16 protein-coding genes are annotated in these 23716 nt (G+C 53.5%); 12 read left to right on the forward strand and 4 right to left on the reverse strand.

The window, feature by feature from the left end; all coding sequences use genetic code 11:
• Positions 1-6 precede the first annotated feature (6 nt).
• Both GD606_RS21000 and GD606_RS19320 read right to left on the reverse strand, forming a co-directional pair.
• Positions 7-210, reverse strand: a complete 204-nt coding sequence (locus GD606_RS21000) for a helix-turn-helix domain-containing protein (protein WP_497006412.1) — start codon at positions 208-210, stop codon at positions 7-9.
• On the reverse strand, positions 194-640 hold the full coding sequence (locus GD606_RS19320; protein WP_163300871.1) for a hypothetical protein: 447 nt from the start codon (positions 638-640) through the stop codon (positions 194-196). Before GD606_RS19320 ends, GD606_RS21000 begins: the two co-directional genes overlap by 17 nt.
• Before the next feature lie 237 nt (positions 641-877).
• On the opposite strand from GD606_RS19320, the gene GD606_RS19325 reads away from it, so the two are divergent.
• Positions 878-1411, forward strand: coding sequence for a helix-turn-helix domain-containing protein (locus tag GD606_RS19325; protein WP_163300872.1), 534 nt, complete (start codon positions 878-880; stop codon positions 1409-1411).
• A 1171-nt stretch (positions 1412-2582) separates the two neighbouring features.
• Here the strand turns inward: GD606_RS19325 and GD606_RS19330 are convergent.
• A protein-coding gene (locus GD606_RS19330) for an IS3 family transposase (RefSeq protein ID WP_163300873.1) occupies positions 2583-3819 on the reverse strand; the annotation gives its coding sequence in 2 pieces (ribosomal slippage) (positions 2583-3474 and positions 3473-3819; 1239 coding nt in all).
• 363 nt (positions 3820-4182) lie between these two features.
• On the opposite strand from GD606_RS19330, the gene GD606_RS19335 reads away from it, so the two are divergent.
• From GD606_RS19335 to GD606_RS19345, 3 genes are all read left to right on the forward strand, one after another.
• On the forward strand, positions 4183-4770 hold the full coding sequence (locus GD606_RS19335) for a YagK/YfjJ domain-containing protein (protein ID WP_163300874.1): 588 nt from the start codon (positions 4183-4185) through the stop codon (positions 4768-4770).
• 127 nt (positions 4771-4897) lie between these two features.
• Positions 4898-5518: a hypothetical protein gene (locus GD606_RS19340; RefSeq protein WP_163300875.1), complete on the forward strand. Its 621-nt coding sequence runs from the start codon at positions 4898-4900 to the stop codon at positions 5516-5518.
• Positions 5519-5918: 400 nt separating this feature from the next.
• Positions 5919-6299: a gamma-glutamylcyclotransferase gene (locus tag GD606_RS19345; RefSeq protein ID WP_218108821.1), complete on the forward strand. Its 381-nt coding sequence runs from the start codon at positions 5919-5921 to the stop codon at positions 6297-6299.
• On the opposite strand, the gene GD606_RS19350 is transcribed toward GD606_RS19345, so the two are convergent.
• Positions 6286-6636: a helix-turn-helix domain-containing protein gene (locus GD606_RS19350; protein ID WP_163300927.1), complete on the reverse strand. Its 351-nt coding sequence runs from the start codon at positions 6634-6636 to the stop codon at positions 6286-6288. The two genes, GD606_RS19345 and GD606_RS19350, sit on opposite strands and share 14 nt — an antisense overlap.
• Positions 6637-6806: 170 nt before the next feature.
• Between GD606_RS19350 and mads1 the strand changes: the two genes are divergently transcribed.
• Genes mads1 through mads8 form a run of 8 tightly spaced genes read left to right on the forward strand, consistent with a single transcriptional unit; the run spans position 6807 to position 23710 of the window.
• A complete protein-coding gene (gene mads1 / locus GD606_RS19355) occupies positions 6807-7010 on the forward strand; it encodes a methylation-associated defense system helix-turn-helix domain-containing protein MAD1 (RefSeq protein ID WP_163300876.1) in 204 nt (67 codons plus the stop codon).
• A 30-nt stretch (positions 7011-7040) separates the two neighbouring features.
• Complete coding sequence (mads2, locus tag GD606_RS19360; protein WP_163300877.1) at positions 7041-9047, forward strand: methylation-associated defense system DNA methyltransferase MAD2; 2007 nt, start codon at positions 7041-7043, stop codon at positions 9045-9047.
• Positions 9040-10308, forward strand: a complete 1269-nt coding sequence (locus GD606_RS19365) for an AAA family ATPase (RefSeq protein ID WP_163300878.1) — start codon at positions 9040-9042, stop codon at positions 10306-10308. Before mads2 ends, GD606_RS19365 begins: the two co-directional genes overlap by 8 nt.
• On the forward strand, positions 10305-11015 hold the full coding sequence (locus tag GD606_RS19370; protein ID WP_163300879.1) for a hypothetical protein: 711 nt from the start codon (positions 10305-10307) through the stop codon (positions 11013-11015). The genes GD606_RS19365 and GD606_RS19370 overlap by 4 nt, the downstream gene beginning before the upstream one ends.
• Positions 11012-12427, forward strand: a complete 1416-nt coding sequence (gene mads5 / locus GD606_RS19375; RefSeq protein ID WP_163300880.1) for a methylation-associated defense system restriction endonuclease subunit S MAD5 — start codon at positions 11012-11014, stop codon at positions 12425-12427. The genes GD606_RS19370 and mads5 overlap by 4 nt, the downstream gene beginning before the upstream one ends.
• Complete coding sequence (mads6, locus tag GD606_RS19380) at positions 12427-16575, forward strand: methylation-associated defense system protein kinase MAD6 (protein WP_163300881.1); 4149 nt, start codon at positions 12427-12429, stop codon at positions 16573-16575. The genes mads5 and mads6 overlap by 1 nt, the downstream gene beginning before the upstream one ends.
• Positions 16572-18254: a methylation-associated defense system protein MAD7 gene (mads7, locus tag GD606_RS19385; RefSeq protein WP_163300882.1), complete on the forward strand. Its 1683-nt coding sequence runs from the start codon at positions 16572-16574 to the stop codon at positions 18252-18254. The genes mads6 and mads7 overlap by 4 nt, the downstream gene beginning before the upstream one ends.
• The gene (gene mads8, locus GD606_RS19390; RefSeq protein ID WP_163300883.1) at positions 18251-23710 is read left to right on the forward strand and encodes a methylation-associated defense system ATP-binding protein MAD8; all 5460 of its coding nucleotides are present in this window, start codon (positions 18251-18253) and stop codon (positions 23708-23710) included. Before mads7 ends, mads8 begins: the two co-directional genes overlap by 4 nt.
• Positions 23711-23716 lie beyond the last annotated feature (6 nt).

Raw genomic sequence — 23716 nt, forward strand, 5'->3', positions numbered from 1 at the left:
TGGTGCTTATGCGACCTTCCGAACATCCTCGCCCAGAAAAGTCGCTGGACACCCAATCCGGATCAGATACTCGCGGACCACGCGTCCCCGCTTCCGGCCCGCCAGAAAATGGCTCACGTAGGAGTGGTCCACTCCGGCCCCCTGCGCCACGTCCATCACGCGCAGCCCCTGCCGGACCATCCATGCTTTGACCCTACGACCCTGAACCATTGATCCGCTCCCACAGTTCGCGTTTCACGCGGCCTCGCCGCCGTTCCTCAACCGCCAGCTTCCCAAGCTCGAACACCGCCGCATCCTCGGGCGTAAGCGCCGTCCAACCTGTCGGCATGACCGCCTGAATAAGTCGGCTGTCCCGCAGGATGGCCGTCAATGCCGGGAGATAGTCGAGCGGGATGTGCCGCTCGCCGACCTTGGATTCGGCAGTCCAGTTATTGATGTGGTGGAGGCTGATGGAATTGCCGGTCAGGCGGGAAAGCTCGGAGGCCACATACTCGGGGGTCAGGCCGGACGCGGCGAGGGAGGCGCGAAACGCCTCACGGACAGCCTCCTGGCGGCGCAGGCTCCCGGCCGGGAGCCCCGCCGTGGGCAGGCTGGACAAGGGCAACGAGAGTTGGACCATGCCGTTGTCCAGTTTGCGCACACTTTTTGCCATTGCCAGCCCCGGATTTCCCGTCTAGAAATAAGGTGAAACGGTCAGTTTTGTGACCGAATGGCCAATTTGTAAGTTTTGTTTGCATTCTAGTCAAATAAAATTTTTATTTGCAAGTTTAATTTGTCAAAACAGCCACAACACCCTGAAATGATTACAGACAGCCAGACGGATTCTTTTGCAAGTTCATTTGCAGGTTCGGCCTCCCTAACCTGCAATGAGTTCGATATGGCCCTTGCGCGCCTCCTTGAAGCTATAAACGCTGACTCAATTGAGCAGTTAGCTACCGCGCTTGGCGTAAGCCGCCAAGCCGTCTATCATGCCAAGACAAACAAAAAGATTCCCCCTGGTTGGTTTGTCAACATAGCCGGAAAGTATTCTTTGTCACTTGATTGGCTTGTTTTTGGGAGTGGGCCAAAGCAGCGAAGCGCAGACGGCCCAAAACTGTCAGAGTCACGGCAAGAGACAGCTCAAAGCTGTCCGGCTGAAGACTTTAAGATGTCGGATATGTTGACAAAAACTGCCGAAGTCTTGGAATCGGACACGATCTACCGGACAGCTTTAGCCAGCAATATCAACGCCTTCCATCAGGCCGTCAGAAATGATCGCATCTTGGCGGAAATGGAGAGGCGCGTCGCACATCTCGAGGAGATGAGCGATGCGATGTCGAGACGAATGGAAGACCTCGAAAAGGAAAATCAGGAATTGAAGCGGCGCATGGAGCCACCAGGACAGAAACAGGAGGTGGGTGCGGCGGGGTAAGGTCGTTTTTGTGGATTGGCAGTGCCGAAAAATCACGGCGCGCCGCAAGCTGTCAAAGGGCGCGCCTTTTTTTTTGCCCCCGTGATACGTTCTTTGTATATTGCGATGTGCTATTGAAACTCGCCACATGAATTTTGTGTGGCAATATCGTTCCCTGATTTGACAATCATTTTGCCCGCCGATCAGGGCAACCCGCTCAATGATTTTCTCACTTTGGGCGCAAAAAAAGGGCCTCTTCGGCCCATTTTTCTCATTTCGCTTTTTCGTCCCGTCAAGGTTGCCCCGCGACCTCCCTAGCCCGCACCAGTCCTACATCCGGCCCGTATTCGTCCTGTCCGATTCAGGCACCAGGCCATTTCTCACTTTGCCTGCCTCCCCACACTGGTAGCGGCGCGCTTTGGGAGGCTCCAACGCTGGTTGCTGCACAAATCAGTTTATAGCCTCGAAGATCTATGCCCAGCGTAGACCTCTCCGCTTACGTGTAAGAATTCTTGCGCAGGCATCACTGGATGTCACAGCACGATTTCCCACGATCGTTGGCATGGTGCTATGGGTGGTCGAGTTTCTTTCACCCAAAACAAGGAGGTCCAGTGTATCGTTATGTAGATTTCGAAAAGGAGGTATCCGTCAGAGGCAAGGAAGCGCAGGCGACAACAAGGGGATGACTATCGTTAATCCAATCTGCTGTTAGGCGTCAATTGGGTCGGGAGTTCCACAACCTGATGTAGGGAGGGTGAAGGCCTTTTTATTCGACTATTCATTTTTGGGAGCCTCCAGGGAGGAGGGGGGTTATTGTGCCATTGAAATGGCGCAGTGAAATTGTGCACTCCCTGGTTGGCGTCTATTGTTGCGCCTAAAATTCGGTGAGGTGGGCTCATTTGTTTACCCCCCCCTCCCTGAAAAGCAGGATAATGGCTGTTTTTTGAGGGAGGGGTGTGTGGTGGGGAGGGTTCCGGGATGAATTCTTATGTCCTAAATTGAGCGTTCCTTTGCTTTCTCCTGAAACTCATTTCATGGGTACAGATTTCGGGATATTAAATCAAGAGACAGTTTTGGGAGGCCTATTGGCTGTTGTTCCAGGTTTTGTCGAGTTTGTCCCATCGTCCCCCTAAAACCCTCGTTTCTAAGAACCCATCCTTCAAACTCAAACGCGTTGCTGGAGTTGCCCCCGCTAAACCGGACACCCTGCAGTTGCTGACACGCGGATGAACTCTCTTGGTGAGAGCATCCGCAGGCCCTTGTGGGGGTGCACCTCATTGTAGTCCTCGAACCAGGCCGCGAGTTGGCTCAGGACGGTCCGGGCATCTGGGCGGTCATGGACGTACACGTAATCGCGTTTGAAGGTTTTGACGAAGCTCTCGGCCATGCCGTTGCTCTCCGGGCTTCTGACCGGGGTGAACCGGCTGACCATCCCCAGCCAGGATGCGAATTCCACGGTTTCCTTGGCCGCGAAGCAGGAGCCATTGTCCGTGAGCCATTCGACACGATGCGACGCTTGGCTCATGCCGAATCGTTTCTCCACGCATTCGAGCATCAGGTCGCGCACCATCGAGCCCGAGATGCCGCACGTCGAGGCCGCAAAGCCCATGACCTCGCGGTCGCAGCAGTCCAGGGCGAAGACCACGCGCACTTTCTCGCCGTTCCAACAGCCGATCTCGAAAGCGTCCGCGCACCAACGCAGGTTGCGCCGCAGGGTGATGACCTTGCCTTCATGCGGCCGCTCTGGCCTGGCGCCCGTGTGCCTGGCCAAGAGCAGGCCGTGAAGCCGCATGATCCGGTAGACGCGTTTGTGGTTTACCCGAGGCTGGCCCATCGCCACCAGCCGACGATTGAGCAGCGCGCACACCCGGCGATAGCCGTAGGTCAGTCGCTGGTCGACGATCTCGCGGAGCAAAGGCAGCAGGACTTCGTCCTGGGCCTTGGAATAGCGGGAAGGGCGCGTGATCTGGACGGTCGCCAGTCGCTCCGACAGTTGCGAGCGGGCCACGTCGAACGCCTCCGCCACCCGCTTCACAGGAAATCCTCCTCGAAGGGCAACGGCGTGCGCGATATCAGTTTTTTTCGCGCGCGATCTTGATGCCTTCCTTGAGGATTTCCACCTCCATCGTCTTCTTGCCCAGAAGCCGTTCCAGTTCACGGACCCGCTTCTTAAGAGCACGAGCCTCCGATGCGCTGACCACTTGGTCGTCCGCCTGCACCGCCACCTTGCCGCCTTCGCTCATGAGCTTCCTCCAGTGGAAGAGCTGGTTGGGGGCGATGCCGTGCTTGCGGGCCACGTACGAGACGCTCATCCCAGGCCGGGACGACTCCTCGACGATCCGAAGCTTCTCCGCCAATGGCCAGCGACGACGCTGGACCTCGTTCACCAACTCGACCGTGGCGAACTCGTTAGCACTATGTCTGGACATACCTCTAGCCCTACCTCTTCGGTTGGACAGGGTGTCCGGTCTAATTGGGGGCTACTCCAGTTGCGTATGATTTGTCATGTCTTTTAAAACTAATTCACTCACTATAATATGAGCTAAGAAAGCAATTTACAAAAAGCCTAGCCGGATGAATTGTGCATACTCTTATTTAAAAGTTTGCAGGATGTTATGTAGTACATATTAATCATCAATCATCAAAGACAATCCGTAAATCAAAATACAATGTATAAAAGTCATATATAAATTAATACTCAAAATAATATAATGTCAACACTCATTAGGTATGCTTTAAATTAGAATATATAATTAACGATACAACACGAAGCACGCCAAAGGAAGACTGGTATGTATGCATGTGGCACAGGCACTATAGGCAGTCAGTTGATGGCAACGTGGACATACGATGAATTGATATTTCAAAGAATTATTCAACTTTTAGATTTTTACATTAACAAACATAGCAAGGCATTGGTTGTTAGGTTTGATTTGACATTTCCTGTAAACTATGCACCGGTTGTTACAAATGATATTATTAGTAGCTTCACGCAGAAGATTATTCAAAAGTATAAAAGACAAGGATTAAATCCTTACTATATTTGGGTAAGAGAGCAAAATAGTAGTGACCACCCTCATTACCATTTTGCTATACTGCTTAATGGGCATAAAATTGAAAAATTTTACCACGTATTCGTAAATGCTGAAAGTCTCTGGGCTAGCACGCTGGGTACTAATGTCTCTGGTCAAGTACACCATTGTGCTGGAAATAATTTTTATAAACAATTTAGCAATGGCATCATGATAGATAGAAGCAAAGAAGATGTTCATATGGCATATAATTCTGTTGTTACGCAGCTTTCATATCTCGCTAAAGCGAAAGATAAACGTGACTATGGTGACCCATGGAGAAATTTTGGCATGTCTCAGCTGTATTGATTGATAAGTAACTCATTCTATAGACATATTGAGAAGAGCAAGGTGAGTCTTTATCATCTTGCTCTTTAAATTAATTTTTATAAAGATGGTGATCAAATTCACAACGATTTTTAAAAGGAGACATGACATGGATACATATAAGAAGCTACCGAAGATTAAAGATTCTGGGATCAGCAAGATCAAAGGCAAAGACATCGCAAGCTATGAAGCAAAGCTTGACTTTGCTCATCAAGTGGGGATAAAGAGTTTAGAAGTAAAAATTACACAGTTCCCTGCAAAGGGGAATGGTCAGACGTGCATTTGCGATGCAAGGCTAGAAACTGATGATGGCAAGGTGTTTGCTGACATTGGTGATGCTAATCCTAATAATGTACCGCAAGGTTGTGTTGACAACTTCATCCGCATGGCATCGACTCGGGCAAAGGCGAGGGTATTATCTGATGCTTTTAACATCCGTTCTGTGATGGAAGAAGATAGCCATACTCCACAAAATGATCTGGCATGGGGACAAATTATAGATGTCGATTTTACCGATGTGCCGTCTGCAATTTTCAAGAGTTTGCCTGCTGCACATGATGGTGGCGGATCCAAGCCGGCATCAGATAAACAGCTTGGATTAATTGCGAAGATGGCAAAGAACCAAAGTGTATCTCCTGAGGATGTTGCTATAAAAATGTTTCACAAGCCGTTTAACCAGTTGAAAGGAAGTGAGGCTAGTACGATGATAAAGCACCTTATGATAAAATGATTTATGTAGTGTGTTATCCTTTGATATCACCGAGGGACCGATCCTCAGCAATGACGGGCTTGTAGCGATGGACGAACTCATGCGCATCAGCGACATAGATTCAATTTGCGTTAAGCGGGAGTCCTGAGATATCAGATCGCTGATAAGGATATCCTGCGGTGCCTTGGCGGCCTTATCGGAATATGCAAGGTGGGTTTCGACCACGTGCGGCAATTCAAAACAGTGAATTCTTCGCGACAGCCCTGGGGGTTGGTCATGTGCCTTGGAAGGCCACTCTGCGGCAGCGTTTCGAGGCCATGAGCCTTTCGAAACGTCCATGTCGGCGACCGCCCCAATGAGTCCATTCGATGTTCATCGAATGGAGCCAGGCTAAGCGGGTTTCGGACCTTCGCGATGTTGCGTGTCCCCGGCTGATCAACGTTTGTGCGCCCAGGCCCGCAGCATCGAACCGGCCGTGGTCTGGGGCAGGCTCTACCATCTCCACGCCGGTTTCCCGGCACTCGAAGTGACGGAAGGTCTGCTCCTGGCCCGGGGCACCGCCGATCCACTGGCGGACGCCTGCAGGCAACAGGAGGTCGGAACGCCACGCTTCGACCGCCCGACCGGCGACTGGGATCTGATCCATGGGGAACTGGTGACCTTCACCGACCCACAGCGCGACCTGCCGCCCATCGACCGGCTGGAAGCCGGAACGCTTCAATTGCAGTGTGGATTTACAGGATGGCTCAGGTTACAAATGGGGAGCGAATTGACCGGGAGTGGCGGGGCTAGTGAGTGTTGACCTTCATGTCTTCGGCTGTCTGGATAAGGCTTTTAATTTCTGTTTCGGTAAAGTTGGCCTCCTTGATGTAACGAAGCAAGTACATGACCTCTGGTTGGTCATGAAGGTAGTCGACGACTTCCGGGTCCGTGGATGAAGACAAACGAAAAAGCACGTCAGGATCAGCTGCCAAGAGCTTGGCAAGCGCCTTGATCACTTCAGGCCTTGGCGGTCGCTCCTTGCCACGCTCTATTCGGCTGAGGTATGCAGGGGAAATCCCTACCTTGGTTGCCGTTTCGCGCAACCCGAGGTCTTGAGCGACTCGTAGGTCGCGGATGGTTTCACCAAAAGTTTTCATGGCGACCAATTAACCTCATTGTTTAGTGTTTTGCAACACGAAAATCCCCTGGTAATTTATGGTCAGAATTGGTATTAACACAAAATTTTTAACCAGAGATGGGTGTCTCCCCGCCTACCCCTGCTCTGGCACGGCCCTTTGGCTGGCAAAAGCCCAGCAGGAGAGGTGACATGAGCAATGATGAGATTCTGAAACTGAAGGACATCGCAGCCTTACTCAAGGTCGGCGAAAAGACAGTCTATTCCATGGCCCAGACTGGAGGACTACCTGCTTTCAAGGTCCGAGGGCAGTGGCGATTCTCCCGAAAGGACATCGACGCATGGATAGAACAGCAAAAACATAAAAACCAAGATTTCTACCAGGAAGACCAATAATGGCCCCCCATCGTAAAACGGAGATATTAAATGGTCATTATGAATAATACACAGGCCGTGAACACCATCCCGGCGGGATACACTCTTGACTACGTTTCCGGTAAGCCGATCAAAGAAACGAAGAAGGAGCTGGTCCGGCAGCGGGTAGCTCGCGCCCTAATTCACGAATACGGATTCTCACCGGAAGACATGGAACTGGATTTCTCCATCGGCGGCCGCAAAAAAGTAGATATAGCCATCTTCCACCACGGCAAGGAACACAAGGTCGAGAATCTTGGTCGCGCCGTGATCTGCCGCCAGGAACCGAACGTCGGCAAGAATGCCATGCGCATCCGTGACTTCGAACAGGCCGCCACGGACCTTGATGAGATTGAGACCATCATGCGGGAGGTCGATGCGGTTCAGTACGGCCTGTGGACCAACGGCCTGGAGTTCTTCTTTGTCGAGAAGGAGCAAAAGCGCTTCGAAACTAAGTGCAATCCCATTGGCGACTGGCCGATGGCCGAAGAGTCGGTTGGCACCAAGGAGGTCATCTCCGACGCCCATACCCGTGTCGCCGACAATGAGATGCTCAAGATCACTTTTCGCCGCTGCCACAATTTCATCCACGGCAACGAGGGCATGCCCAAAGATGCCGCATTCTGGCAGTTCCTCTATCTGATTTTTTGCAAGATGCACGACGAGAATTTGCGTACCAAACAACGTCAAGCTTGGCGTCGCCGATTCTGGGCTGGTCCCAAGGAGCAGTTCGAGGAACAGGGCCGCAAATTGATCCGTCTCCGGATCGAGGAACTCTTCAACGAGGTTAAAAAGCAGTACAAGAACATTTTCCGGGGCAACGAGGAGATTACCCTCTCCGACCGTGCCCTAGCATTTATCGTGTCTGAACTGGCCAAATACGATTTCACCCGCACAGATGTCGACGCCAAGGGGGTTGCCTACCAGGAACTTGTTGGCGTCAACCTGCGTGGCGATCGTGGTCAGTATTTTACACCCCGTGGTGTTGTTAAACTGGCCATTGAAATGCTCGACCCCAAGGAGAGCGAGACACTGCTGGACCCTGCCTGTGGCACCGGCGGTTTCCTGGTCGCCACCCTGGGGCACATGCTGAAAAAATTTCGCCAAGATCAAAACACCCAGGCAGAAAATGAGGACACCACTGAATTCTTGAATGTCCACGAAAGATTGAAAGAGTATGCCGCTGCAAACGTCTTCGGGGCTGACTTTGATCCTTTCCTTATCCGCGCATCCCAAATGAATATGGTTCTGGCGGGTGATGGCCGTGGCCATATTTACAACATCAACTCTTTGGAGTTTCCGCTGGGGCATCTGGCCGATTTGCCTACCGCAAAGGAGGATATCCCGTTGGGCTCGGTGGATATCATCGCCACCAACCCCCCGTTCGGCTCGGATATCCCTATTACTGACAAGCACATTTTGGAGCAGTACGAACTGGCCCATATCTGGGAACAAGATGGTGAAGGTGGCTTCCGCAATACCGGTGTTCTCAAAGGCAGCGTTGCTCCTGAAATTCTCTTTATCGAACGCTGCATCAAATGGCTAAAGCCCGGCAAGGGCCGCATGGGCATCGTTCTTCCTGATGGGGTTCTCGGCAACCCGGCGGCTGAATATATTCGCTGGTGGATCATGCGCGAAACCCAGGTGCTCGCCTCCGTCGACCTGCCGGTGGAAGCCTTCGTCGCCGAAGCTAATGTGAACATCCTCACCAGCCTACTCTTCCTGCGCCGCAAGGATGACAGGGAGAAGCATCGTGAGGCCTTGGGCGGAGCGGAAGAATACCCGGTTTTCATGGCCGTGGCCGACAAAGTTGGCTTCGACCGACGTGGCAACAAACTCTACAAGCGCACGCCTGACGGCGAAGAGATTGTCGAGCCTAAACAACACACAGAACGCATTCGCATTGGGGGGCGCTTCGTGGAACGGACCCTGACCCGCAGCGAAAAAATCGAAGACAACGATCTCCCGGTTATCGCTGAGAAATACCGCGAGTTCCTTGTGGAGCACGATTATGCTTAAAACCTTAACCATACAATCCTTTAAGGCTATATCGTCACCGGTTACCATTCCATTGGGCGCGTTTAATGTCATCATTGGCCGGAATAGCTCTGGTAAAAGCTCTGCCTTGGAGGCTCTCAGTTGGTTGAGTGAATGCATCAGTAGTGGAGCTACAGAGGCAACGAGGCCATTCCACAGGATTGAAGATCTTGTATACAGCGGTCGCGAAGGTTTTAATTTAAAGATTGCCTTCGACCCCCAGGATCTCAGTGTTGGTCCTCTTGTTGAGTTTGGCCTTGACGTCACCAATAATGGTGGACGCCCAGTCATTTCATCGGAGTTCCTTCGGTATGAATCAGGGCCTCAGTGGACTGATCGTATTACAACGGGTCCAGACGGACGCAAATATGAGCTCTCATTGACTGGGCAGATATCCAAGAAGGAAAGAGAGCTTATCCGCAAGCGAGCTAAGGGCAACCCAACTGACCAACCGCTAGTAAACATTCTCTATTTATTGGACAGCCTCGAGGCTCAGGAATTCGCCGCCTTCAGCAACGATGATGAATTGGTGCTCAAGTTAGTTGATCCCAAGGCGGACAGAGGGGGTGCGCTTCTTCGCGATGCCCTTGAGCGGCTGGTTACCTTGCGCTTAAGTCCAAAAGTAATCGGCAGCTTTTCAGATGTCGATACCGGAGCAGCATCCAAAAAGCTTTTAGATGAACAAGGTCTCGGCGTGGCTAGACTATTGTCTGAACTAGACGTGGAAACACGCAACATTTTGATCGAAAAGGTCTCGTTCATCACTGGGCGGACGCAAAGCATTCACACGCACGATCCTGATGGCCCAGCGGACAGACGGTACTTCGGCTTCAATGAGACAATAGCCGGATCGACGAGTGTTATTCCCAGTTGGATGCTGTCTGAGGGGACACGACGCATTACAGCTATATTAGCTCTCATCCTTCATGACAATCCACCTCCAATTTTATGCATTGAGGAAATTGAGAATGGGCTTGACCCTTGGACTATTCAGTTCCTCTTGGAGGAGCTCTCTGCGGCATCCGTGCGTGGAACGCAAATAATTGTTACAACACATAGTCCTTACCTGCTTAATCTGGTCCCGATCGAACACGTGCTTCTTGTTGATCGAAGCGATGAGAGAGTTTCGTTTACACCTGGAAGTAAGCTTAAAGGCTTATCTCACATATTTGATCATATGGGTGCAGGAGACATGTACACAGCTCACTATCTCCACGACAAGTCGAAGGAGGCTGGTGAATGAAAATCGGCATAATTTGTGAGGGTGCCGAGACTGATAAGCCTGTCATAGAACTCATCCTCAAGCATAAATTTCCAAGTACGACTTTTGAAATCATTGCCCGCGACAAAAGAGCTATCTTTTCAACATGTTACGAGGACATTGCTGATCTTCTGCGATCCGGCATTCAACATATTGCAGTTGTCTGGGATCTGCTTCCGGTAGGTCATCAGATGCCAGCCGCATCCCAGTGGTCAGAAAAACCCAGCCGCAAGGAACAACGCCATGCGTTTCTGCGAAATCTCGATACGGATCAGAATCCACATGGTGAGATCAGGACAGCTGCACGCGCTATGCTGGTTAACTATGGTTTTGAAGAGACCCCTGCTGTGGCAGCAACAATGATCAACATCAAATTGATTTGCGTTTGCTATACGCTTGACGGATGGCTTCTAAGCGATAGCCAGGTAATTCGCAGAGTAGGGTCAAGCCCTATTCGTGAGATGGAGTGTGCGTCATTGGAGGCCCCAGATCGTTGCATAAATCCTGCTGGATTGTTGACAAAAGTATTTCGTTCTGCTCCAAATAAAAGATTTAAATTCTACAATAAGCACCAGCACAATATTGAAATCATTCGCTCCTACATCGATCAGGGTAAACTTGATAAGCTTTGTGCGTCATTGAGCTATCAAAGAATGATCAGTACTATTCAGGGTTGGGGGGCGTTATGAGCAGAAAGTTTCAAGTAAAATCGATCCCAAGCACCTGGTTGATAAGCAACGGCAGGCGGCTCGATTGCGGCCCCTATATGTCTGGTGCAGTTGAGATTCGTGAGCTACTGAAAAGGCACTTCACTCAAAAACTGCCCGATCTCACATCAGGTCACGATGGTGGGATTTACTACGGACCAAGAAGCAACCGTAACTATGTCACTGATGCTGAACATGGTGTGCCATTTCTGACAACAACATTCATGATGCAGGCCGACTTAACTCGTCTGCCTTTGGTCAGCAAGAAGGAGGCAAAGTCACGAAAGCTGGCTAATCAGCAGGTTAAACAAGGCATGGCGCTAATCAGCCGATCTGGAACTGTTGGACGGACAATATATGCTCGCTCAAGCATGAATAAGGTTTGGTCGAATGAAGACATAATAAAGATTGTTGTTGACCCTCAACAAGTTAAATCTGGATATCTATTTGCCTACCTTTGCACTCGATTCGGCGTCCCATTTGTACTATCCGGAAAATACGGTTCAGTTATTTCGCATCTTGAGCCCGAGCATTTTAGCGATTTGCTTGTTCCTCGTCTCGACGCAGATATTGAGCAGAAGGCTCATGACTTTATTGAAGAATCAGCCGCATTTCTCGATAATTATCAAGCCAACTTAAATGACGCAACGGAGCTCTACTTCGACTCCGTTGGCCTGAAGGACATTACTCCAAGCGAGTGGCATTCTTGGGGCTCAGACCTCGGTTTCACAGCCCCCACAAGTATTCAATCTCTCCGAGCCCTAAACTTTAATCCCCGGTTTATTCGGCTTTGTGAACTAATCAAAAGCGGGCCATGGAAACCGCTGGGTAGCCTATGTATTCCCGGAACGCTCAAACGGGGGAACCGCTTTAATCGAATCGATGCAGATCCTGAATACGCTTACAGATTGGTCGGACAAAAAGAACTCTTTTGGCTTCGCCCAGAAGGCCGTTGGATCGCGAAAAAATTTGTTCCAGATGATGTTCTGGTAGAAAACGGATCGATTTTGGTTGCAGCAAGGGGAACTCTAGGGGAAAGCGAACTTTATTGCAGGGCAACATTCATCCATGGAAAGTTGACAGAAAATGCGTACTCCGAGGATATCTTGCGCGTCATAGGCAATGAGAATGAAATTGAGCGTGGTGCACTCTTTGCCTTTATGCGTTCCGAGTCCGCTTTCAGGATGCTCCGCTCCATTTCTGTCGGCAGCAAGCTGCAAGATCATCATTACACGATGCTTCCCTCTCTTCCCATTCCTTACCCGCCCAATGACATCAGAAAACGCTGCAACGATTTCATAATTGAAGCATACGTGGCAAGGGAAACGGCTTTAGAGCTGGAAGACCGTGCCCGCTCTCTCGTCGAACGCGCCATCGAGGAGGGAGGCCGCTAATGGCAAAGGTCATACCCATCGGCCAGCCCGTAAACGACTCTGAACGCCAAGCTATCGGTTTTCTCCGGGATAATCTTCCTGATGGCTGGCTGATCTTCCACAACTTCGAGATGCGACAGGGTGAGGAGGTGTTCGAAATCGACATCGCCATCCTCGCGCCTCACGCTGTGTACCTGGTGGATGTCAAAGGGACGCGGGGCAACATCGATGTGTATGGCTCCAAGTGGTATCCTGATGGACGCCAGCCGTTCTTCTCGCCGTTGGCCAAGCTGCGCAGTCACGCCAAGACCATGGCCACCATCATCCGCGAGAGCAACACCGGCCAGATCGAGCTGCGCAAGGCTCATGTGCATGCCACCGTGCTGCTCACCGCCGATGACGCCGCAGTGTTCGATCAGGCAGGTATCGACAGTCCGGACGTGACAGACTTCAAGCACTGCTTGAAATATTTCCGCGATGTGAGCCGCATTCCTGACAATCGGCTGAATAACATTACACGCTTCCACTCCCAGATCGCCAAGGCGATCACAGGCAACGCCAAACCCAAGAGCGCAGCGCTGGTGTTCCGAGACTGGCAGGTGGAAGAAAAACTGGGCGGCACCGACCGCTACACCGAATACCGAGCCAAGCACAACCTGTTGGGCAAGAGCGGCGGTATGGCGCGCCTGCGGGTCTACCAGGCAGATCCTTACCAAGACGAAGCCACACGCAAGGAAGAGTTCAAGAAGATCAGCAACGCCTATCGCGCCGTGGCTCACATGCCAACCCACGCCAACGTGCTGGCAGTGAAGGATCTGTTTGTCTCCGACGATGAAGATAGGGTGGTGCTGGTCACTGAAGACCTGCCCGGCCAGGCCCTGCGCCTGCACATCAACAAGGCCTCCCTTGCGCTGACCTTTGACCAGAAGCTCCAAGTGATGCGTGACGTGCTGTCGGCTCTTGACCACGCGCACCGGCACGAGGTGATTCACCGCAATCTCACTCCAGACGCCATTCTGGTGACCAAAGGTGGCCAGGCCCGGGTGACGGGTTTCGATTACGCCCGCGTGGGCAAGAACCGCACCTCCACCATCGCCAGTCAGGTGGTGGATGATCTGGAGGCCACCTATCAGGCTCCAGAGTGCTTCAAGGACCCGACCCAGGCCAGCATCGCCTCCGATCTCTATGCCGCCGGGCTGATTATCTACGAGCTGTTGACCGGCGAACTGCCCTTTGAAAGCATCGACCAAATGATGGAGGCCGATGGAAAATTCCCAATCAAGCCCTCGGAGCACAAGCCAGACCTGCCCAATGGGATCGACGAGTGGCTGCAAAAATTCTGCGAGTTTGACCCGGAGGAGCGTCACGCCAGCTCGGCCATCGCCCGCAAAGCGCTGGACGATCTGATTCTGCCTGAAGCCAAGAACGACACTGCTCAGGTTGTGAGCAGCCCGGCTGTGCCACAGCTTTCCGATAACCTGACCGACCTGCCGCAGGATTTTATCCTGGCGGATCGCTTCCGCATTCAGCAAAAGCTGGGCAGCGGAGGCTTTGGGGTCGCCTACAAGGTATTCGATTCCCTGGGGGATGTGGTGCGGGTCATCAAACTGGTGACCAAGGACCGCCGCAGCGTATATGAACGGCTTCGCCGCGAATACAAAACATTGACCAATCTTCCAGACCATCCGCATGTGGTGAAGGTAATCTGGGCGGATCGCATGACGGACGCCAAGCAGACTCCGTACATAGTCTTCGAATATGTGGAAGGTTTGGATGTCTCTGATCTTATCGATGCCGAGGCGCTATCATTGGATGATTCCGTGCGCATCGTGCATGAGGCTGCGGAAGGGCTGGCTCACCTGCATAAGAACGGTGTATACCATCAAGACGTCAAACCCTCCAATCTGCTGTGGACCAACAAGGGCGTCCGTATCATCGATTTCAACGTCGCTGTATCCGAGAACGACGAGGAGCAAGGTGGTGGCGGAACACGCCGTTATCTGCCGCCGGATTACGATTATTCATCCGAGCCGGATGCCTCGGATCGCATGGACCGCGACCTCTATGCCCTGGGCATCTCCTTCTATGAATGCCTGACCGGCAAGTATCCTTTCGACGACCCCACGCCGCCGATCAAGACTCAGCCCAAGGCCCCCAAGCAGTTCAAAGGATGCGCCGACCTCAGCTCGTCGCTGGTCAATGTGTTGGTGAAGATGATTGCGCCGGAGCGCAAGGATCGCTTCGCCTCAGTAGATGAGTTCTTGACCGCCATTTCTGAGGTCAAGCGCCTGCGCTCGGTGCTGACCACAGGGGAAATCGGAGCAGGATCAAAAGTGTTGAGCAAGCTGGGCTTTGAGCCAATCAAGCCCAACACCAACCCATTTGTCACCCACCTACTGACCCTCTACAGCCAGAGCCAGGTATCAAATGCGGGTACCCGTGGACTCGACGAGGTTGGCAAGGCCACCTATGTGCCGACCTATCTGGACGAGAAGCTCAAGCCCGCGCTGCTCAGAGGTGATTTCCGTCTGGTAATCATCAGCGGTAACGCTGGCGACGGCAAGACGGCGTTCATTCAGCAGTTTGAGGCCGTTGCTGAAAGCAAGGGCGCGCAGGTGCAGCGTGGCGCGAATGGGGCTGTTTTCCAGCTTAAGGGGCATACTTACCAGAGCAATTATGACGGCAGTCAAGATGAAGGCGACGAGCGCAATGACGACGTGCTGAAGAAATTCTTCGCCCCCTTCGCGGGCAAGGACGTTTCCGGATGGCCCGACAATCAGACCCGCCTGATCGCGATCAACGAGGGGCGGCTGGTCGATTTCTTCCTGGAGCATGAAGAGGAGTTCCCGCTGCTCGCCAAGCAGATCCAGCAGGGTTTGGCCGGAGCTGCTACGGGAGGCGGTATCGCGGTCATCAACCTCAACCTGCGCTCGGTGGTCGCCGAACCCGTGGAAGGTCAGCCTTCGATTCTGGAGCGACTAATTGCACGCATGACGCAGCAGGAATACTGGCAGGCCTGCGAGAAGTGCGACCTCAAGGTCAAGTGCTTTGCCTATCATAACGCCCGGACTTTTCAGGACCCAGTTGCCGGTCCCAAGGTGATCGAGCGTCTGAAGATGCTCTACATCATTACCCACCTGCGCGGACGACTCCACATCACCATGCGCGACCTGCGTTCGGCGCTGGCCTTCATGCTGGTAGGCACTCAGGGCTGCGACGGCATTCACAAGCTCTATCAGAACGGTGGTGAAGAGACCCAGAATCGCATCCTTGACGGCTTCTATTTCAACTCGTGGCTTGGCGGGGCGGAAGGTTCCAATGACCGGCTGATTGCCTTGCTGCGTGAGATCGACGTTGCCGAAGTCAGCAACCCCGATCTGGACCGCGAGTTTGGCTTCCTTAATCCCAAGACCAAGACCATGTGCCGCTTCTCGTTCGCAGAGCGGACCGGGTATGACAATGAGCTGATGGAGACGCTGTTCCGCAATCTGCCTCGTGATTACTCGTCGAAGAACCGAGCTCGATTGATCGCTAAGCATCGTAATTACCTCTCGCACATGCGCCGCCGCCATTTCTTTGAATGCCGCGACAGTCAGGAAAATCGTCCGTGGGAAAAGATGCTTCCATATGGCCATATTGATCCCTTCTTAAGAGCCATCGAGGAATCTGGAGCGAAGAGTCAGGATGAGGTTACCACCATTCTCCGTGCCATCAACCGGGGCGAAGGTTTGAGCGATCCGGCGCGGCTGGGCAACCAGTTGGCGCTTCGTGTTCGCCAAGTAGATAAAGGCACCATCCGCAGTTACCGCCTCTTTGATGGCGACCATTTCACGCTGCGTACAGAGCAGGAAACGGCAGCTCATCCTTTCCTCGAGTGCTTGTCGCAAGCGCAGGTGCTGCTTTACGACTCCGGCGACGGGCACAAGGCCAGCCTGCGCATCAATCTCGACATCTATGAAATGCTGATGCGGCTCAACAACGGCTACCGTCCCAGCATCGAGGAGCAGGAAGGTTTCTACCTGAGTCTGGCGGTGTTCAAGAACGTTCTATCCGCAGCTCCCTATCAGGAGGTGCTTCTCACTGAATGCGGCTTCGAATTCTTCCAGATCCGGCGCGACGACAAAGGCATCCTGCATCTGGGAAAGGTAAGCAGAAGGGCTGAAGTATGAGCATCAGAGGCAGAGACAAGGAGTTCCGCACTCCCAAGACCACCTACGTCGATTTCAAGCACATCGAGATGGATCGTGTGCTGACCATGCTCTTTCCCCGGCTGAAATACGATGGCTATGCCAGCCGACGTCCACCCCGTGCTGGCGACCTGACCGTTGAAGAGTTCATCGGGGACTTCCTTGAGCATCCCGAATGGTTTGCGGGCTTTGATCGCTTTCCACAGGTGGTACACCGCTGGGTCGAAACCGATCTGATGGATGTGGTCAATCGGGGCAAAGCCAATCAGGCCGTGGCCGCACCTAGGCCGCTGCATGGCAATACCTATAAGTTCCGCAACGCCAAGCATACCCGTGACTACGGCGCGGCCGAGCAGATTTACTGGATGCTTTTCTATGCCCGCAAAAGCAAGGGCCAAGCGGCGCGGGATGCCTTGAAGCGCTTTTTCTTCCCGGGAATCGACTTGGTGACGGACCGCTACGATCCCAACGCATCCGTGGATGTGGAAACGCAGGCCATCCTGCGTCTGGATCATCAGGTTACCCAGGATATGAAGGACTCCAAGGAGCCCTCGCGCTTCCAGCCGCTATGTATCGGCCAGGCCGATATTATGGCCGACGACATTCTGCGGCTACTGGCTTATGAGCCCTATATTCCGCGTTCGGTGCTGGTGGACTATTTCAAAACCCTGATGGCATTTCATCTGGCGCTTTACCACCTCAAGCTGCTGCAGATGCTGCCCAAGCTGGTGAAACAGCGGTCCGGCTACGATCTCTGCACCACTAAAGAATGCCCGATCAACCCTGGCCTCGACAATGCGCTGGAGGGCTGTTCTTACCGCGTGGCGCTGGTCGTGGACATGGGCGACGTCAACAACCCGCGTATGGCCGAGCTGGCTCGCAGGTCCACTGACCGGCTCTATCGTCAGATACCGGCCTTTGTGCTGGCCAACTTCGTCGTCAAGAAGCTCGATGAGATGGCGGAATACCTGAGCAAGAAGGTGGGCAAGCTGGCGACCCCTGGGGGCGGCGTGTTCACCGTTGGCGATCTAGTATCCCTGCTTAGACCTGAGCACGACACCGAGCGTCAAGCCTACTTCAAATTCCGTCTAGCGAGCCTGATCGAGGAATCGACCTCCGGGAACGAGGACGTCGATCCGGAGATCCGGGAAGTCACTGGCATGGGCCTGGGCGAGTTCGAATCCTTCATCGAAATCCTGATGGCGTATCGCGGCAAGTATCACCGCCAGTACATCACTGAGTGTCTGGACTCTCTGCTGATGAAGAACAAAGAGAACGGACTGCTGGCCCAATCCCGGACCAAGGGAAGTCCTCGGCGATTTGTACTGGGAAGCAAGCTGCTCGAAGTGCTCCTCCAGGTGGCCGTGCTCACCCAGGACGGCGGGCGTTTTGTGACCCGAGAGGTCCGCATCGAGGAATTGCTGGCCTTTTTGAGAAACCGCTACGGCCTTCACATCGACCGGCTACCGGAAGGAGCACAGGCCAACAGCAGCATCCTGGATAGACGCGCCCTGCGCCTCAACCTCGAAGCCTTCAAACGCCGCCTGCGTGAAATCGGGTTCTACGAGGACCTGTCGGATGCCTACGTGACCCAGAAGGTATCGCCCCGCTATGCAATTCAGAGAAATGACGGAACTGATAAGGACGGGAGGCACGCATGAGTAACGCGTTCTCCAGGCTTTCCCAGGATAAATTGAACGCAGCGGTCGCTGGTCTGCTGTGCCCTCGTATCGAAGCTATCCTGGGTGATCGTGGCCCAGGCCACTGCATGCGGGTCACCGATCTTGATGACGATGTCATGGAGTCGGTATGCAAGGAACTGCGGCGAACCCGGCCCGTTGGAAACATCTTTATCCTCGGCAGCCATGACCAAGAAGGCATGCCAGTTCGGGTGACCTCCACCAAGCTGGTGGAACTTCGTAACCCTGACGCGAACGGCGAGTTGCGCCAGCCTTTGCTGGTCTTCATCCCCACCTCGCTTCGAACCAGCGCCGAGGACTCTTTTGGGGTGGCGACCTTCGAGGAATTGGCTTTCACCGGCATCTACGAGGACCTTATCGACTCGCTGCTTGACCGACTCCCGGCAACGCTGGTCGGCCATGTTCGCGATCTATTGGGCATCCTCAGCGAGGAGGAATGGCTGTTTGCCGACGATGTTTCCCGCGTGCGGTATCTGCTCACCGCGCTCGAAAACGGGGTTGATGGAGAAACCCTTGGAGCCAGCCTGTATGAATTGACGTTGATTCCGGACTTCAAGCTCTTTGCCGATACCGGCATGGTCAATGGCAAGATTCGTCGTAACCTCGGCAGCGTCCGCAGTCTGATGACCTCGCACAAGTCGGTTCATGGCCGTATTGCCGATCTGGGGCTCAGCGACAAAGCATTGGAGTCACGCCTATTCGCCTACTTTGAAAAATACGATGTCCAGGAGCCCGAATCCTGGACGCCGCCCATCGCGACCGACAAGAGCTGGTGGAGCATCTCTTTCGATAAATGGTCGTTCCAGGAAGAGCTTTCGCTGGACAAGGTTCTTCTGACGGTGCTGGAGACAGACTTGCCGGTCGTTCAAGAGGATGAGACCGACAACCAACTCTCTGGCCTCATCGGGCAACAGGTTCTGGTCCCGAACGACCGCCGTAAAATGAACGTGGTGTTCGAGGTTAACCCTCACCCCGGCAAGGTCAGCGGGCTTGACCATTTTACGGTTCAAATCATTTCGCAGAATGACGGCCCGGTAGGAAAATCCAAAAAGGTCAAAACCTGGACGCAGAACCGCCTGCAATGCACGACCAACTTGGCCAAACTCAACAAGATCGAATTTGAAGAGGGATGGCATTTTATTCGCGTCCTACCTTGGACGGCCGATGGCGATCCGATCCCGTTGGAAGCGGATTCCGGCTCCGAGTCTGCCAAACGTTCTTATGAAAGCGAACCTTTCTATGTTCTTCCCGGCGGGAACATCGAGGAAGAGCCTCCACAACGTGCAATACCTATCGAGCAAAGCCTGGAGCACGCTCTGTTCCGTTTGCAACTGACCGCGCTGGGGGATGAGCGAAATCCGGAGGAAATAGCCATAAGCGGCGTTGCATGGGCTGAAGGCGGACGCTCCAAAAAAGCATCCCGCCAGGAAACCTTGCTGGCAAAATTCGGTCGTGAAGGCGCTGTGCAGATCCCACTCTCACGTATGCTCAAAACCATTGAGCAGCGTATTTTGGCGGAGCCCAAACATCCCTCTGGCTGGCGAATGCAGATCAACCTGGATACTGCGGAGCCGCCTTCAGAAGTTGGGCTCACACTGCCATCCTCAGCCGCAATGGCCTCGTTCTTGGCTGCTCGGGAAGAGCTGTTTGCCACGGTTCGCAAAGGCACTGCAGAGCTGATCATGCAGGGGCTTTCTTTCAGAGATGCCGAGAAGGAGTGCTTGGCATATGCCGACGCCTACCTTGATCTGGTACGGAACCTCATTCGCCAAGCCGAAACAACTTCCGGTGCCGAGAGACAGCAACATCTCCAGGCGCTGCGGAATGTGCTGGCCGTGGATTCCATTCACGTCATCTTGACTGATTTCCGGGGCAGGCATCGCGAGGCAGTCCTGGTTTCTCCGACGCACCCGCTTCGCGCCTTATGGCTGAGCAGTTGGGTGGCTTTGGGCAAGGATTGGATTGAAAAGATCAAGGCAGGTGGGAAAGATCATATTCCTCATGTCCGCTCCGCGCTGCTGGATGGCCTTGTACCCTCGGCGTATCCAGTTGGGGTTCCCGTTGAAGATGGTCGCATTTTTACCCCGGTCGATAACCTGAACGCTTTTTGGGCTCTGTACGCGCCCACGACGGAAAAAAACTCACGCGGCCTGATGGCGGAAATCTGCTCCGCTCTTGGCCTGGCCGAGCCATCAGCAGCGGGAGCGGACATCTCCGGCAAGGTGATTGCGGACAAGATTGAACGCTATCTCTCTCAGCATCCTTACGTCCGTGAGTTGTCACTAAACGTCTTCAACCCGGGGGCCGGATCGGTGATAGCGGATGCCCTCTTGTCGCTACAGCAGAAACACGAGCATGCCGATCTGCGCTACGACATTCGACTATTTACATCAGATCCCGATTCTCCGGTGCTGGGCGAAGCCCTTGAGTCGATGGTTCGTCCAGGAGTCACGGTCAACGAGGCGGCTGATGCCTTTGCAACCTCGACCGGCAGCCATCTATTTTCAAAGCTGAATCTGGCCAAGCATGCACTTTCTGAATTCCACGCAAATGCCAAAGAATTCCCGGCCCACATTAGCGTCCTGCTGGATGTATTCCCCGCTGAGGAGCTTTCCATTGCAGAGAAGCCTTTGGGGATCACTCCGCTCTATGGACTGATACAGGATTTCGACACCGAGTTTGTTGATGATGACTCGGGAACTTTCTGGAACAAGCGTCCTGTGGTCGGCCGCCCGCTCAATTCAGACAGCCATGCGGCTTGTTTTGATCTGCTATCGAACCTGAGCCGTCAACTCTGTTTCGCCACCTCAGCGGTTGCAGCGTCCGGAGCCAGCTTTAAATCCGTGCCCGTCGTGACCTTGGGCTTGGATGTCGCCCAGCGAGAGCTGATTTATGAAGTTCATCAGATCAGTGATTGGGTGTTCACTATTGACCGCAATATGGGAATTGAATTCTTCGATCACGGCGGACGGAAGAACAGGCCGGATTACCTGATTGATTATGTACCGGGGGCTAGTTCTCAGGCGACGCATAACCTGATCATCTCCTCGCGCTCCAACGATGAACTCGAGGCTATGTTGAAGCCGGTTCTGCTTGGGCAGGGTTTGTCCGCCGATGGCGAGCAATCAGTTCAGGTTCTGGCAAACCTGCGCTCGTTGTCGGGGCAGCTTGCGTTGAAACTGATCTCTGCGCCTACACAGCAAGCGGAGGCGCTCGGCCTGGCTTTGGCCCGGCTCTATCTCGAATACCAAGGAGCCTTAAGCAACCAAGTCATTGTGCCTTTGGATGCGCACACGGACCTTTACCGATCAAGCGGTGAACCTGACGATGTGAACGATGCCATCAGCCTGCAACGCACAGACCTGGGGCTGTTCGACTTGGACCTGAACACCAGGACGATCACTTGCAACTTGGTTGAGGTGAAATGCTATTCACAGGTAGGTGACTTTGCGGCCTTCAACCAACTGAAGGAGCGGATTTCCGCCCAAATCAACCAGAGCGAGCGCATCCTGCAACGCCATTTTGATCCGGCCCTAAAAAAGCCAGACCGTCCGGATAGGTTGCTCAAGAGCCGGGAGTTGACTCAGATCCTTCGCTTCTATCTTGAGCGTTCCCTGCGTTACGGCATTTTCGACGTGACTGCCGCACAGGAAGCACGAGGTCTGCTGGGATCGATTGAGCAGGGTTACTCGCTTCAATTTCGTCGCTGCGCACTGATCTTTGACTTCGACAAGAATGGCACCGAGGCTCCCGACAACGAGGTCGGGATCGAATTCCATCGTATCGGTAAGGACCTGATACATGCTTTGCTGGACAACTGCCGCAAGCCTGTATCGGTTGAAGTTGAGGATGAATCCATCGCGCACCTCCTCAGCGAACAGTTCATCCCAAATGTGCCGAAAATCGAGACGGCTGCCTTTATCGCTCCCAAGCGCGAAAGATCAACTTCGTGGACCGTGGACGAGCTTTGGGAGGATGAGCCCGAAGAACCAATCACACCCCCAGCCGCTCCGGCTGCTGAGAAAGGTCCCTCGTCTTCACTTGGAGAAGCAGGAAAATATGACGAGCCCGTCGAGCAAACACCTCGGGCTTCTATTGCTCCTGAAGAGGAAGAAGAAGACGAACGGCCTGTCGTGGCTGCCATCCCGGAAACACCTGCTGAATCTGAGCCAGAAGTGCCTGAACAGCCGGTATCTGAGTCTGCGCCTCAAACCGAGGTCAGCTATGACGTCATACTGGGTGTAAATGGGGATTCCCCCCAGTATGGCCTGCTTGGAGAGGTGTCCGGCAGGAAGATCGCGCTGGACCTGAACCACACCCATACGATCAGCCTCTTTGGTGTTCAAGGCGGCGGCAAGAGCTACACGCTTGGCACCGTGATAGAGATGGTCTCCATGCCACTCCCGCATATCAATGTGCTACCAAGCCCGCTGGCTACAGTGATTTTTCACTACAGCCCGACGCAGGACTATGCGCCGGAGTTTACCTCGATGATCAATGCGAACTCGGTGGGTGAAGAAATCCGCATCCTTCGTGAGCGTTACAAGGCCAACCCGGATGCTCTGAAAGATGTGCTGATTCTCACACCTGCAAACAAGCTGGAGGATCGTCGAGCCGAGTACCCAGATATCGAGGTGAAGCCGATTGCATTCTCCGCCTCTGAACTTAAGGCCGCGCACTGGAAATTCCTGATGGGCGCGATTGGCAGCCAGAGCATGTATATGCGCCAAATCAATCTCATCATGAGGGGCCTCCGAGATAACTTGACCCTGGACGCCCTCCGGACAGGTATCGATAACTCTGGCCTATCCGATCACCTGAAAGAACTGGCGCAGACGCGCCTGCTGTTTGCCAGTGAGTATGTCGATGATGGCCAGCGTCTACAGGATTTGATTCGTCCGGGCCGCCTGATCATCGTCGACCTGCGCGACGAATACATTGAAAAGGACGAAGCGCTTGGGCTGTTCGTGGTGATGCTACAGATTTTCTCGGAAGCAACCTACCAGGGAAGCGCCTTCAACAAGCTGGTGGTTTTCGATGAAGCCCATAAGTATATCGAGAACGATGACTTGGTTTCCGGCTTGGTTGAGGTCGTCCGTGAGATGCGACACAAGGGGACCAGCATCATGGTGGCATCTCAGGACCCGCCATCGGTCCCGGTCTCTCTGATCGAGCTGTCATCGCAAATCATCATGCACAAATTCAACTCGCCCGCCTGGCTGAAACACATCCAGAAGGCGAATGCCGCTCTTGGCGAATTGACATCCGACAAGATGAGCCATCTCGGAACCGGTGAAGCTTATGTGTGGTCGAGTAAGGCCTCCGATGATGCCTTCACAAGGGGAGCGGTGAAAATCAAATGCCGCCCTCGCATTACGCAGCACGGTGGCAGCACCAAAACGGCAGTGGGCCGGTAAGGAGAG

It is taken from the genome of Desulfolutivibrio sulfodismutans DSM 3696, assembly GCF_013376455.1.
In the GTDB taxonomy this organism is placed as follows: Bacteria; Desulfobacterota; Desulfovibrionia; order Desulfovibrionales; family Desulfovibrionaceae; genus Desulfolutivibrio; species Desulfolutivibrio sulfodismutans.

Coding starts and splice junctions, on each gene's coding strand:
- GD606_RS21000 (WP_497006412.1), bottom strand. CDS start 210: ATGGTTCAGGGTCGTAGGGTCAAAGCATGGATGGTCCGGCAGGGGCTG.
- GD606_RS19325 (WP_163300872.1), top strand. CDS start 878: ATGGCCCTTGCGCGCCTCCTTGAAGCTATAAACGCTGACTCAATTGAG.
- GD606_RS19335 (WP_163300874.1), top strand. CDS start 4,183: ATGTATGCATGTGGCACAGGCACTATAGGCAGTCAGTTGATGGCAACG.
- GD606_RS19340 (WP_163300875.1), top strand. CDS start 4,898: ATGGATACATATAAGAAGCTACCGAAGATTAAAGATTCTGGGATCAGC.
- GD606_RS19350 (WP_163300927.1), bottom strand. CDS start 6,636: ATGAAAACTTTTGGTGAAACCATCCGCGACCTACGAGTCGCTCAAGAC.
- mads1 (WP_163300876.1), top strand. CDS start 6,807: ATGAGCAATGATGAGATTCTGAAACTGAAGGACATCGCAGCCTTACTC.
- mads2 (WP_163300877.1), top strand. CDS start 7,041: ATGGTCATTATGAATAATACACAGGCCGTGAACACCATCCCGGCGGGA.
- GD606_RS19365 (WP_163300878.1), top strand. CDS start 9,040: ATGCTTAAAACCTTAACCATACAATCCTTTAAGGCTATATCGTCACCG.
- GD606_RS19370 (WP_163300879.1), top strand. CDS start 10,305: ATGAAAATCGGCATAATTTGTGAGGGTGCCGAGACTGATAAGCCTGTC.
- mads5 (WP_163300880.1), top strand. CDS start 11,012: ATGAGCAGAAAGTTTCAAGTAAAATCGATCCCAAGCACCTGGTTGATA.
- mads6 (WP_163300881.1), top strand. CDS start 12,427: ATGGCAAAGGTCATACCCATCGGCCAGCCCGTAAACGACTCTGAACGC.
- mads7 (WP_163300882.1), top strand. CDS start 16,572: ATGAGCATCAGAGGCAGAGACAAGGAGTTCCGCACTCCCAAGACCACC.
- mads8 (WP_163300883.1), top strand. CDS start 18,251: ATGAGTAACGCGTTCTCCAGGCTTTCCCAGGATAAATTGAACGCAGCG.